The organism is Grimontia sp. NTOU-MAR1 (genome assembly GCF_035758505.1).
Lineage (GTDB): Bacteria > Pseudomonadota > Gammaproteobacteria > Enterobacterales > Vibrionaceae > Enterovibrio > Enterovibrio marinus.
Genome location: NZ_CP142109.1, coordinates 1,264,040 through 1,276,702 on the forward strand (window position 1 = coordinate 1,264,040; position 12,663 = coordinate 1,276,702).

Genomic DNA, 12,663 nt, shown 5'->3' on the forward strand with positions numbered 1-12,663 from the left:
TATTAATGGTTACAAGGTGTTAACAATATGATAAGAGTGAATTCATGTTGTTGATTAATATACACGGAGCAGCAACGTGACGAATCAAATCGCTATGACTACAAATAATGTTTTACTCCCAGAACGCATTCAGAAACTTGTACATGCCCTTTCAAATGGCGTTTACGAGAGGGAGAACACTATTCGTCTTTGTCTGCTTGCAGCACTCAGCGGTGAAAGTGTGTTTTTGTTGGGGCCTCCAGGGATCGCTAAAAGTTACATCGCAAAACGTTTGATTAAAGCGTTTGATGACAGTCGCTTTTTCGAGTATCTGATGACCCGTTTTTCCACGCCTGAAGAGGTGTTTGGCCCACTTTCTATTCAGGAACTCAAAGACAACGGTAAATATGTACGCCTAACTGATGGCTACCTGCCTACCGCAGACGTCGTGTTTCTGGATGAGATCTGGAAAGCCGGTCCTGCCATTTTAAATACCTTACTGACAGTTGTTAACGAGCGTGTTTTCCGTAACGGTTGTGAAGTACTGCCGGTTCCGATGCGCCTTCTTGTGACTGCCTCTAACGAACTGCCAGAACCAGACAGCGGTTTAGACGCGCTGTACGACCGCATGCTGGTGCGTATCTTCGTCAACCGCATTCAGGAGAAAAGCAACTTCAAGCGCTTGCTGACGGGGGAAAGCGGAGAGGCTGAGATTTCTATTGGCAGTGATATTTCTATCAAGGCACATGAATACGAACAATGGCAGCATCAGATCGACAATGTTTCATTGTCTGACGACGTGTTTGAAAAAATCTATGCGTTAAAGATGATATTGGAAAGGGAAGCGGAAGAAGGAGGGAATAACTTTCCACCAGAAGAACTCTACATATCTGACCGCCGTTGGAAAAAAGCGGTTCGTCTTCTCAAGGCAAGTGCGTTCTTCAATGGTCGAAATGATGTTAATCCTGTCGATCTCTTGCTGCTGCAGGAATGTTTATGGCACAGCCCTGAGTCACGCAATGTCGTGACTGATGTGATGCGCCGCTTTGCGCAGGAAATTTGCTTCAACCAACAAGAAGCATTAGCCATTGCCAATGAAGCGAATGAGGACAGTCGCGAGTTGGCTGAAGAAATTAAGAATGTACTCGGTCACACTGCAAATACTGAGCTTTCGATGCGCAAAGAAAAGAACCGCATCGACTTGTCAGGTGCGCGCCGTTATTCGGTCAATATGGCGAATAATTTGGTCAAGTTTGTGATGTTGGACTCCAACCCTTCTGTGTCAGAGAAAGAGAAGGGTGACAGTCGTTGGGTATATGTTGATGCCACTGAGTTTGAAAAGAAAATCAAGAACGGAGCGTGCGACGTGTACGGCTACGTCAATAAGAATCCTAATCTCTGCTTGTTGAAGTTTGACGTTGATAGTGAGCACCGGCTGGTGATCAAAGATATCGCAAACCGTCCGGTACCCGTCGCAATTGCGGGAGTTGATGACAATGATACGAATACCTTTTCTGAGTGGCAAACGCGCAATGAAGCGTCCATTGCTAAAATTGATGATGCAAAACATTTAATTCGGGTTGCCAGAACACAAATCAACGCTACACTACCGCATCACTTTGCAAATTCCGAACTATTGGAACTGCTCGCAAACAGCATTACTGATGCAGAAGAAACGTTGCAGCGTCAAACAACGAAGTTTGAAAAAGGTGCGTTCAGAACACGAATGTTAACGGAATACTTCGAGTAAGGAGGAGTTATGGTCAGTCCAGAAAGCCTCCATCTAGGTATGATGCTTGCGGAAACTGGGATGTTGGAACACGCAGTTACTGAGGTGATGGCAAAGCCGCAACTTCTGGTGATTACGGAATCCAGTCCTTCCGCAAAATCAGCAGTGCGGGCGCATATTCGTAAATGGCGCCATTCAGTGAAGCGCCGTCTCAGTACAGATTGTATTACCAACGACTTAAAACAAGAGATACAGCTATACCAAGAAGCAGTTGCTCTTCCTCAGCATGACTTTGCCAATCAGGCGAAAGTGATGTTCAGGAAACTCGAAGGAAAGTCAGCTTTCTATCTTGAAGCACGTAGAATACTAGAGAAGAACATAGCGAAAGAAACCCCAATGTTTCAGGCCTACTTTTGTAATAAGTGGTATGAGCATTTAGCGAGTGCCATTCAGCAAGCTCAGCAAAAAGAGCTTGAGGCGTACAAAGATAAATTACTCAAAGAGCTTTATCAACGCATTGAAACATACAAAACACTCGAAAACGTTCAAGAATATGGAACCATCGAAAAGGTTGGGCGCCTGTGGGATTTAGCGTCATCCAAGGTGACCCAAACGGATGTCGAGTTACTGAAACGCTTTGTGACTTTCCTGAGAGAGAACAAGGATCTTCAGGAGATTGCGGAGAAACTTGGTCGCATGGCGAATGAGGTCGATGACCCGTCACTACACCGGTCACCGGCAGAAGAGTTGAAGCTGGTTGAAGAACCTGATGACAATGTTGCTGATGACATTGTTGGTGTTCACCAAAGTGATAACCTTGAGCGCATCGTACCGAATGAAACGATTTATCTCGCTGAACCCGCGTTAGAAGTTCTTTTCTACAAACACTTTGCCGACAAACGGCTACTGACTTATCGTATGCAAGGTATGCAGCGTACATTACGAAAGGTCAAATCCTTCAAGCCTGAATGTAAGCAGGTAGAAATTGAGAAAGGGCCTTTTCTGATTTGCGTGGATGCATCAGGCTCTATGAATGGGTTTCCGGAGCAGTGTGCGAAAGCAATGGCTTACGCGTTGATGCAAATCGCGGTGAAAGAAGACCGCGATTGTTCTGTGATGATTTTCTCGACTGACCACATTACCTATGAATTGACGGGTGAGCAAGGTTTGAAAGAGGCACTGAATTTCCTGTCTTATTCATTCCACGGTGGGACAGACTTAGAGCCTGTCCTGAACCATTCGATTGATTTGATGGGAACAGACAAATACCGTAATGCGGATCTAGTGGTTATCTCTGACTTTATCGCCCCGGTTCAGCCGCAAGAAGTACAAGATAAAGTGGACGCGTTGAAACAGCAGTACAACCGCTTCCACGCCATTAATCTTTCCAAATATGGAAACCCAAAGTTGATGGAAATGTTCGATCACACTTGGGATTACCATCCATCACTGATGGGACGTTTGTTGAAACGGTTTTAACGACCTAAATCAGGACTTGATCAAAAAGCCCCGGCAAAACTGGGGCTTTTCACATTCAGTTCAAAAACGATATCAATTGGTTCGCTCTGAAAATGCGAGTTTTAAACCCAAAGCGGCAAAACTTCCTGCGAACGCTCTTTGCAATCCCACCGTTAAACGCTCGGAATTGAAGATGTAATCACGCACCAAAGCCGCGAGGGCGCCATAAATCAGAAACACTATAAATGTCATCGCCATGAAAAGACTTCCCAACACCAACATGTTGGTGGTTGGAGAGGTAACTTGGGCAGGAACGAATTGGGGTAAGAATGCCATAAAGAAAATCGTGAGTTTCGGGTTAAGCACGTTCATCAGGCAGCCTTTAATGGCTACGCCCACCATACTCATCGGTTCTTTTTCTTCGTTAAGTGAAAGGACACTGCTCGAACGCCACATGGTCCAAGCAAGGTAAAGGAGATATGCAACACCCACGTATTTGACTACCTGAAAAGCAATTGCACTGGTATGCAAAATGATGGCTAGTCCAGTAATACTGGCAAGCATAGAAGGAACAATACCCACGGTGCAGCCTAAAGATGCCCAGATGGTTGCCCTTGAGCCAAGAAACAATCCAGTAGAAACAGTATAAAGCACGCCAGTTCCGGGGATCAGCACAACGACCAGAGAGGTTATTAGAAACTCTAAACTTACCATCATTTCCTTCCTTTCTATCAAAGGTAATCAGATCCTATTTCTTGACTATGTCACCAATCGACTTGATTTACTCGTTGTAGGTTTGAAATCCTGCCCAATACTGCCGCATAAAAACAAGAGGGCAGTCGAAACTGCCCTTTAAGATTCATCTTTAGAGATGTCACTCAGCTTAGTAGTAAGCTGTCGTCAGCAAGCTCTTCACCACGGACTTTGCTGAACATTTCCAGTAACTGCGGAACACCCATGTTGGTGCGTTCTTTACCTTCGACATCCAGAACAATTTCACCTTGGTGAAGCATCACTGTGCGATCGCCACAAGCCAGTGCATCTTTCATAGAGTGAGTCACCATGAGTGCCGTCAAACCAAACTCTGTGATGACTTTCTTGGTCAGATCGATAACAAAGGCTGCCATTCTAGGGTCAAGCGCGGCTGTGTGTTCATCTAGCAACAATAGTTTACTGTCAGACAGTGTTGCCATCACCAGACTCACAGCCTGACGCTGACCACCGGAAAGCAGGCCAATGCTGTCGCCCAGACGGTCTTCCAGACCAAGTCCGAGAATGGAAATACGCTCTTTGAATATATCCCGACGTTTGCCAGACAGCGCAAGGTTCCAGCCTCGCATACTTCCTCGCTTATAGGCCAATGCGAGATTTTCCTCGATGCTCAAAGAAGCACAAGTGCCGGCTAGCGGATCCTGAAACACACGGGCGGCGAGAGCAGCACGCTGGTGGACCTGCTGTTTAGTCACATCCGTACCGTCGATAATCACGCGACCGCCAACCATGGGCGTTTCGCCAGATACCGCACCCAATAATGTAGATTTACCTGCCCCATTAGAACCGATAATTGTCAGGAACTGGTTTTCAGGGACCGTAAGCGAAACACTGCGAAGGGCGCGATTTTCTAATACGGTACCTGGGTTGAAGGTGACTTGAATGTCTTTTAGTTCGATCATTTCACCACCCCCGCTTCTTTCATTTTCTTATTTTTCTGGTACTGCTGTTTCGCTTTCGGCGCAACCAACGCCAGTGCCACCAGTACAGCGGTTACAAGGTTCAGGTCGGATGCTTCCAAACCGAACATGCCGGAACTGAGCGCAAACGCAACTGCCAAACGGTACAAAACCGAACCAAGAATAACGGCTACCACAGCCACCCAGACTTTTCTTCCTGGCAGCAAGGTCTGGCCGAGGATGACTGCCGCAAGGCCGACAACGATGGTTCCCACGCCTGAGGTAACGTCTGCGAAACTATTGGTTTGGGCAAAAAGGGCTCCTGAAAAACCAACAAAGCCATTGGATAATGCGAGGCCAAAGTAGGTGTAAAAGGCAGTGCTTGCTCCTTGTGCTTTCACCATGCGGGCGTTGACACCAGTCGCTCTCAGACCCAAACCAAAGTCACTGCTGAGTAGGCGAATAACAAACAGGGCACTGAGTACAACCAGAACGAAAACCACCAGCGGGCGGGCGTAAACAGGGTCAATGCCCATGTTTTCAAATGGAGTAAGAATGGTATCCACGCCTAATAATGCGATATTTGGGCGTCCCATGATGCGGATATTGATAGAAAATGCGGCGATCATTGTCAGAATACTAGCCAGTAGATTCAAGATCCCGCATTTCACTGTTAGAAATGCAGTAATCAAACCTGTCATGGAGCTGGCAATGATGGCGGCAAAAGTGGAAATCCAAGGATCAATACCTGAAACGATCAGAGTGGCTGCAACAGCAGCTCCCATAGGGAAGCTGCCATCAACAGTAAGATCCGGAAAGTCCAAAACCCGGAAAGTCAGATATACGCCCAGAGCGACCAGGCCATAAACCAGACCTACTTCCAGCGTGCCAAAAAAGGCAATTGAGGTCATGTACTGCTCCTGACGTTATTATTTTTCTACGGTTGTCGCACGGTCCAGCAATGCCTGAGGCACTTCCAGACCCAGTTTTTGAGCTGCTTTTAAGTTAATCGCCAAATCAGAACCTACTGCTACTTTTGCAGGTAGCGCAGATACTTCCTCGCCATTCAGCAGGGCAGCGACGTAGTCAGCCGTTTGAACACCGATTTGGTAGTAATCGAAGCCCAGTGCAGCTACAGCACCGTTAGGGATATATGAGGTTGCACCTCCGATAACAGGTTTATTCGCTTGATTAGCTGCACCTACAAGACCGTCTATCGCACTGGCAACTGTATTATCAGTGGGTGCATAGATAGCATCAGCCTGAGAAGCGACGATTTGTGCTGCGGATTGAACGTCGGCACTTTTCAGTGCAGTGCCTTCTACAACTTTCAGCCCTTGCGCTTTAGCAGCTTCGCGAAGTAGTTCAACCAGAGTGACAGCGTTGGCTTCGCCTGGGTTGTAGACGACACCGATAGATTTGATGTTTGGAAGAAGCTCTTTTGCCAGCGCGACGTGCTGTGCCACAGGAGAGAGGTCAGATAGGCCTGTCACGTTTGCATTTGGTTTTGACATGTCCTTGATGAGTTTTGCGCCAACAGGGTCAGTGACAGCAGTGAATACGACAGGAATAGACTTAGTTGCCGCAACCAGTGCTTGTGCAGAAGGAGTAGCGATACCGACCAGTACGTCTGGCTTCTCACCAACAAATTGGCGGGCAATCTGTACCGCGATGGCAGGATTACCTTGTGCAGTTTGATAAACAAATTCTAGGTTTTTGCCCTCTTCATAGCCTTTGGCTTTTAGGCCATCCAGCAGACCTTTGCGGGTTGCATCAAGTGCTGGGTGCTCAACGATCTGAGAAACAGCCACTTTTGCAGTATCAGCCATTGCTGTTAATGGGGTAGTTAAAAGTGTTGCGGCGCAGCAAGCCGACAGAAGTAGTTTGGACACGTTCATATCATTCTCCGTGATGATTGGCGACTGGGCTTTACACCCAATCTTTCCGCCAGTGTTAATCCATTGTTATATCCAAAATCTGATGCTAAATCAGGCACTAAAGTTGCAGATTAAGACGACCGTTTACATGATTGCAGAGGTCTTATTAGCATATTCCCTGTTAACCCTATAAATAAGATAACTTTTCTAGTCATGAGTAAATGTTGTTTAAAGTTTGTGCATACCAAGGTATGCACTTCATAGTCGTGATTTAAGCAGCGACAGATCTCTTAGTTAAGTTATAAAGCAGTGAATGATATGTCACAATTACTTTGCAGTGGTTGCCTATGCTTTTTGTAAGAAATTTGATCTGAGTAGATCGTCTCATGGATTTTTACATTGTAAATCGAAAGAGTAGGTACGGCAGGCTCTTAGAAAGAGCCCATAGCATTTTTCGGAATTGAAATGGCCGATCATCCTCTCATTTACCAACAGTGAAACATCGCTTTACGCGCAAAAAATCAGGTTTGTGGGTTATGCCGGAAAAGTAAACAATTTACTCTGCATTATTCTGTAACAAGATCTATCATTTGGCCGCGACAATTAGGCTCCCGACCCATGTCCACACTAAGGGTAACAATAAAACTATATATATCAGGGAGTCATGATTTAGGGGCGTTGCGTCTGTGAGTGTATAGAACGAGCATGTATCTCGGCAATGCCCCTCGCGAAATTCATTTAAATTCGCTTGGAGGCACAAGGATGAAGTGTTTAATAGCGTTTGTGTTGCTGTTTTCTTGTAACGCATTCGCCGCTGGTACAGGTAATAGTAACCCGCTAGATTTAACCCAATCAGTTGTCGGCTATATCTCTCTTATCATTTTCGCAGCAGCTTACACTCTGGTCATGCTCGAAGAACAGCTCCATTTAAGGAAGTCAAAACCAGTCCTGCTGGCGGCTGGCCTAATTTGGTTGATGCTCGGTCTTGTTTATTCAAACGCCGGTGAAATCGAAGTGGCACAAAGTGCCATAGAACATAACTTGCTCGAATATGCAGAGCTGATGCTTTTCCTGCTGGTTGCTATGACCTATATTTCTGCGATGGAAGAGCGACGCCTGTTTGATGGTCTGAAAGCTTGGATCGTCGGCAAGGGCTACGATCTCCGTCAGTTATTCTGGATTACAGGTATCCTTTCTTTCTTCATCTCCCCAATTGCTGACAACCTGACCACTGCGCTTCTAATGTGCACTGTAGTACTGAAAATTGGTGGCGATAACCCAAGATTTATCAATCTGGCTTGCATAAACATTGTTGTCGCTGCCAATGCCGGCGGTGCATTCAGCCCATTTGGTGATATCACCACACTCATGGTTTGGCAGGCAGGATTGGTTAGCTTCTCTGAATTTGGGGCGTTGTTTGTTCCCTCGGTCATCAACTATGTAGTGCCAGCGTTCATCATGTCCTTGTTTATTCCAAAAGATAAACCAGACGTGGTGAACGAGTTTGTCGAAATCAAACGCGGCGCTAAGCGTATTATTGTGCTTTTCCTTTTTACCATTTTAACGGCGGTAGGTTTCCACGGTCTCGTTCACTTCCCACCCGTGATAGGCATGATGATGGGTCTGGCTTACCTGCAATTCTTTGGTTTCTATTTGCGCAAAACATTACCGCGTTCATTGGCTAGAAAACGTGCAGTCGCACAGGCGAAGCAAGATGAAGCAGCACTGAAACGATTGGGCTCAGTCATTCCGTTCGATGTATTCCGCCGTGTTTCACATGCGGAATGGGACACCCTTCTCTTCTTCTATGGTGTTGTAATGTGTGTTGGGGGCCTCAGCTTGATTGGCTACCTCGCAACGATTTCCAACGTCATGTACCTGCAATGGGATCCTATTTGGGCCAACATCATCGTCGGGTTACTGTCCGCGCTTGTTGATAACATTCCGGTCATGTTTGCCGTGCTGACAATGCAGCCGGAAATGTCGATGGGCAATTGGCTTCTTGTCACCCTTACAGCAGGAGTAGGCGGCAGCTTATTGTCATTGGGTTCTGCTGCGGGTGTGGCGCTGATGGGTCAGGCCCGTGGAAAATATACCTTCTTTGGTCATTTGAAGTGGAGCCCAGTTATTATGTTGGGCTACGCGGCGGCAATCATGTGCCATTTGGTAATTAATGAGTCTTTATTCTAGTTATTTTCGGCATTTCACTATGAAAGCGGCCTCAAGGCCGCTTTTTTGTTGAGCTCAGCTTATGGATTAAGCAAAATAGCGGTATTGCGAATGGGTAACTTATTGGAAAAGCGATGATCTCAAAGTGGGCAGTACGTTTCTATCAAATGGCAGAGCTTGTCGGCTCTTGGAGCAAAGATCCTTCAACACAGGTTGGTGCCGTTATTACTAAAGGTAACCGTATTGTCTCTGTCGGTTTTAATGGCTATCCACATGGCATTTCAGACAGTGCGGACACGGATGATCGTGAAATGAAGCTACTAAAGACACTACACGCTGAAGAAAATGCAATTCTCTTTGCCAAACGAGACCTTGCTGACTGCGAAATCTGGGTGACGCATTTCCCATGCCCTAACTGCGCGGCAAAGATTATACAGACTGGCATTACGCAGGTTCACTGCCCAGAACAGACAGAAGATTTCCTTTCCCGCTGGGGAGAGAAAATAAAAGTTAGCGCAGATATGTTTAAACAAGCGGGTGTAGAAGTGACTTGGCTGCCGCTCGAAGCATTGAAAAATACTAACGCTAGCTAGGGTTGCGGCGATATAATCCGCGGCCAATGAAAGAAGGCAGCAAAGGGCACAACTATGGCCAAAACAGCGCATGCACTCCACATTTTGGTTAAACACCAGAATCAGGCAGAGGATATCGTTAGCCAATTGAAGAAAGGCGCAAAGTTTCAGACGCTGGCAAAGAAATACTCTACCTGCTCGTCAGGTAAGAAAGGCGGCGATTTGGGCGAATTCAAACGCGGTCAAATGGTTCCGCAGTTTGATAAAGTGTGTTTTAACGCCGAAGTGCTGACGCCCCATATCGTGAAAACCCGCTTTGGTTGGCACGTAGTAAAGGTTCTTTACAGAACATAAGGCATATACTACTTTGACAATAAAAAAAGAGGTGACAGCGTCACCTCTTTTTTTATTGTTGAGCGGCAAATCTGAAATTACTTGGTGAAGATTTCGCGGAATTCGCGCTTCATAGCTGGCTTCAGGCGTGCTTGTTTGAGTTGCTTAACCAGATCTTTCACACAGTTGTGTAGAAGTTTGTCCAACAATACCGCTTTGTATTCAGCGGTTTGCTCGTCATCCATGTCATCGAATTTCATGTCTTGGGTTTCTTGCATGAAATCCAGACCTGCGTAGCTTTGGCTCAGGCTAACCAGAGCATGAAACTGCTCGAAATTATCAAGAATGTTCTGTGCACTTGCTGGCATTGCATCCCAAGCTTCGCGTACAACACTTTCAGATGCTTCATGAATAGAAGCTAGCATGGTAAACAGTTCAGCTGGAACTTGTTCGTATTTAATCACTTGCTGCAGCTCAGCAGATAGATCTTCCAGCTTTACAGTTTCTTGCGCTTGGTTTGCTTGTTCAGACATCTTCGTACTTCCGAAATTACTTAATTTCGCGGATCGTATAATGTTGGGCAATGAAGTCAACAGTTGAAAGCGAATAGGGCATTCAACTGTTGATCATTGCATCAGAATAGGAATTTAAGCGGAGGCTGAAGTTTTCTTCGGCTTAGAAGCTACTTCGTCAGAGACACTTTTCTCTTCGTTTACGACTTTGAGTGAAGGCTCGTCTTTCAGCTTGTTTTCGCCCATCAGGCATCCGCCTTTCGCGATGGTAAGCTGCTCGCTTTGGATTTGACCTTTCATTTTACCTGAGCTCAGGATGTTCACTTCGTGGGCAATACAGGTGCCCTCAACATAGCCATTTATGGTTACATGTTCTGCACGAATGTCGCCTTTAAAATGGCCAGTAGAAGAGATAACAACGTTTCGGGCGTGAATGATGGTGCCTTCGCCTTGGCCGTCGAACTGGATGTCACCTTCCAAATCAAACTCACCAATGACCCGGCATTCTTTAGCAATAAGTGACAGACATGGGTTCGATGCTGTCTTCTTTCCGAACATACCCATTACTTTCTCCTGATACTTCAAACGGCACAAAATCTATGCCGCAAAACCACAATGCGACAGATCATATATGAAAACTGGCAAATCACGTGACAGAAAATTTTCTTCATTGAGTCAAAATCACAAGGCTAAGACGGATTTACAGTTCAGCATTCCATAAATTGAACAAAGTTCCGGCAGTTACCTCGATCATACGGCAAATAGACATATGTGCAGTTGCCGTGTTACTGGTTGATTGTTATAAACCGCAGCATAGGATTTAACTGAGGTATTCCCATGGCGATTGAACTCAACACTTTCGAAGCGCGAGTGATAGGATGTTTATTGGAAAAAGAAGTCACTACGCCGGATCTCTATCCTTTGACCCTCAACAGCCTTACGACCGCAGCAAACCAAAAAAGTAACCGTGAACCTGTTTATACGCTGAGCGAAGCGGAAGTACTCGATACTGTAGAGTCGCTAAAATCCAAACGACTAATTAGCGACCTGGAGGGTTTCGGTAGTCGAGTGACCAAGTACCAACACAGATTCTGCAACACAGAGTTTGGCTCACTGCAGTTTTCTGAGCAGGAAAAGGGCATTATTTGTGTGATGCTTCTGCGTGGCCCGCAAACACCGGGTGAGCTTCGTACCCGCACAAACCGCTTGTGTGAGTTCAGCGATATGAGCCAGGTCGAATCAGCACTCAGCGGCATGATCGAAAAGGGCTATGTAGCGCAACTTCCAAGAGAGCCTGGCAAACGAGAAAGCCGTTATGTGCACCTGTTTGGCTTGGAAGCGCCAACTGAAACTGTTGCGCCTTCATTCTCATCCAAACCGCAAGAAGGTGCTTTGGCTGACCGTGTCGAAGCTTTAGAAAGTGAGGTCGCGGAACTGAAAGCGTTGGTAAACCAACTCTTGGAAACCCAGGACTAACACGTCTTTACATTATGACTTTGACTTCCTCCAATGACGTGCCTCTTTGGCACGTCTATCTCATTCGTGCGCGCGACAACTCTTTGTATTGTGGTGTCACCACTGACGTCATACGTCGATTTGATGAGCACCAGCAAAACGGCACGAAAACTGCAAAGTATTTGAGAGGTAAACAACCTCTTACACTTGCCTGGTCGTATGAGGTGGGAACCAAACAACAGGCGATGTCGCTGGAGTGGTACATCAAGCGGCTAACAAAACGCGAAAAAGAACAACTTTGCAAAGAGCCTGGCCGTATACAGGTCTTATTGAATGACAAATTTTAGAGTGGGTATAAACATGGCACTTAAAGCAACGGTGTATAAAGCCTCAATCAATGTGGCTGACATGTCGAGAAGCGTTTATCTCGACCATTCAGTCACGCTGGCTCAGCACCCATCAGAAACTGAACAGCGTATGATGCTTCGTCTGCTTGCATGGACCATGAACGCTGATGAGCGTCTGCAATTTACAAAAGGATTGTGCGAAGAGACAGAGCCAGATCTCTGGATCAAAAACTACAGTGATGAAATTGAACTCTGGGTAGAACTTGGCCTTCCTGATGAGAAACGACTGAAGAAAGCTTGTACACAAGCAAAGGAAGTTGTGTTGTTTACCTATGACGACAACGCAGCTAGTGTTTGGAAAGATAACATGTTGAACAAGCTGTTTCCGTTCAAGAACCTGACAATAATCAACGTGATTGATGAAGTATTGGACGCTGCTGCGGCAGCAAGCAGTCGCACCATGACTATTCAGGCCACCATCGAAGATGGTCAGATTTGGTTCTCAGTAGGGGATTCAGTCATCTCGATTCAACCAGATGTCTGGAAAGCTGCAACGGCATAA

Annotated in this window: 14 protein-coding genes; 8 read left to right on the top strand and 6 right to left on the bottom strand. The window is 46.1% G+C overall.

The window, feature by feature from the left end; all coding sequences use genetic code 11:
• The first annotated feature begins 94 nt into the window (after nucleotides 1-94).
• Both VP504_RS23720 and viaA read left to right on the top strand, forming a co-directional pair.
• On the top strand, nucleotides 95-1,729 hold the full coding sequence (locus VP504_RS23720) for an AAA family ATPase (protein WP_325895433.1): 1,635 nt from the start codon (nucleotides 95-97) through the stop codon (nucleotides 1,727-1,729).
• Between the two features lie 9 nt (nucleotides 1,730-1,738).
• A complete protein-coding gene (gene viaA / locus VP504_RS23725) occupies nucleotides 1,739-3,187 on the top strand; it encodes an ATPase RavA stimulator ViaA (protein WP_062711477.1) in 1,449 nt (482 codons plus the stop codon).
• 72 nt (nucleotides 3,188-3,259) lie between these two features.
• On the opposite strand, the gene VP504_RS23730 is transcribed toward viaA, so the two are convergent.
• The 4 genes from VP504_RS23730 to VP504_RS23745 form a co-directional block, all read right to left on the bottom strand.
• Complete coding sequence (locus VP504_RS23730; RefSeq protein ID WP_325894499.1) at nucleotides 3,260-3,883, bottom strand: LysE family translocator; 624 nt, start codon at nucleotides 3,881-3,883, stop codon at nucleotides 3,260-3,262.
• A gap of 161 nt (nucleotides 3,884-4,044) precedes the next feature.
• Entirely contained in the window at nucleotides 4,045-4,839 is a 795-nt protein-coding gene (locus VP504_RS23735) for an ABC transporter ATP-binding protein (protein ID WP_062711471.1), read from the bottom strand.
• Nucleotides 4,836-5,747 carry an ABC transporter permease gene (locus VP504_RS23740; RefSeq protein ID WP_325894500.1) on the bottom strand — a complete coding sequence of 304 codons (912 nt, stop codon included), beginning with the start codon at nucleotides 5,745-5,747 and terminating at the stop codon, nucleotides 4,836-4,838. Before VP504_RS23740 ends, VP504_RS23735 begins: the two co-directional genes overlap by 4 nt.
• Before the next feature lie 18 nt (nucleotides 5,748-5,765).
• Nucleotides 5,766-6,734 (bottom strand): ABC transporter substrate-binding protein, encoded by a 969-nt coding sequence (locus tag VP504_RS23745; protein WP_325894501.1) that lies wholly within the window; start codon nucleotides 6,732-6,734, stop codon nucleotides 5,766-5,768.
• A 741-nt stretch (nucleotides 6,735-7,475) separates the two neighbouring features.
• Here VP504_RS23745 and nhaD point away from each other — a divergent pair.
• The 3 genes from nhaD (at nucleotide 7,476) to VP504_RS23760 (ending at nucleotide 9,808) form a co-directional block, all read left to right on the top strand.
• The gene (gene nhaD, locus VP504_RS23750) at nucleotides 7,476-8,903 is read left to right on the top strand and encodes a sodium:proton antiporter NhaD (RefSeq protein ID WP_325894502.1); all 1,428 of its coding nucleotides are present in this window, start codon (nucleotides 7,476-7,478) and stop codon (nucleotides 8,901-8,903) included.
• Nucleotides 8,904-9,016: 113 nt separating this feature from the next.
• A complete protein-coding gene (locus tag VP504_RS23755) occupies nucleotides 9,017-9,475 on the top strand; it encodes a dCMP deaminase family protein (protein WP_062711464.1) in 459 nt (152 codons plus the stop codon).
• A gap of 54 nt (nucleotides 9,476-9,529) precedes the next feature.
• Nucleotides 9,530-9,808 carry a peptidylprolyl isomerase gene (locus VP504_RS23760; protein ID WP_062711463.1) on the top strand — a complete coding sequence of 93 codons (279 nt, stop codon included), beginning with the start codon at nucleotides 9,530-9,532 and terminating at the stop codon, nucleotides 9,806-9,808.
• A 77-nt stretch (nucleotides 9,809-9,885) separates the two neighbouring features.
• Here VP504_RS23760 and VP504_RS23765 read toward each other — a convergent pair whose 3' ends face one another.
• Together VP504_RS23765 and VP504_RS23770 are read right to left on the bottom strand one after the other, a co-directional pair.
• Entirely contained in the window at nucleotides 9,886-10,320 is a 435-nt protein-coding gene (locus tag VP504_RS23765) for a DUF3069 domain-containing protein (RefSeq protein WP_062664349.1), read from the bottom strand.
• 114 nt (nucleotides 10,321-10,434) lie between these two features.
• Nucleotides 10,435-10,863, bottom strand: coding sequence for a bactofilin family protein (locus VP504_RS23770; RefSeq protein WP_062711462.1), 429 nt, complete (start codon nucleotides 10,861-10,863; stop codon nucleotides 10,435-10,437).
• Between the two features lie 273 nt (nucleotides 10,864-11,136).
• Here VP504_RS23770 and VP504_RS23775 point away from each other — a divergent pair, with 273 nt between their 5' ends.
• The 3 genes from VP504_RS23775 to VP504_RS23785 are packed head-to-tail and all read left to right on the top strand — an operon-like array spanning nucleotide 11,137 to nucleotide 12,663.
• Nucleotides 11,137-11,775, top strand: coding sequence for a YceH family protein (locus VP504_RS23775; protein WP_062711461.1), 639 nt, complete (start codon nucleotides 11,137-11,139; stop codon nucleotides 11,773-11,775).
• Between the two features lie 14 nt (nucleotides 11,776-11,789).
• Nucleotides 11,790-12,101, top strand: a complete 312-nt coding sequence (locus tag VP504_RS23780) for a GIY-YIG nuclease family protein (protein ID WP_062711460.1) — start codon at nucleotides 11,790-11,792, stop codon at nucleotides 12,099-12,101.
• A gap of 13 nt (nucleotides 12,102-12,114) precedes the next feature.
• Nucleotides 12,115-12,663: a YaeQ family protein gene (locus VP504_RS23785; RefSeq protein WP_062711591.1), complete on the top strand. Its 549-nt coding sequence runs from the start codon at nucleotides 12,115-12,117 to the stop codon at nucleotides 12,661-12,663.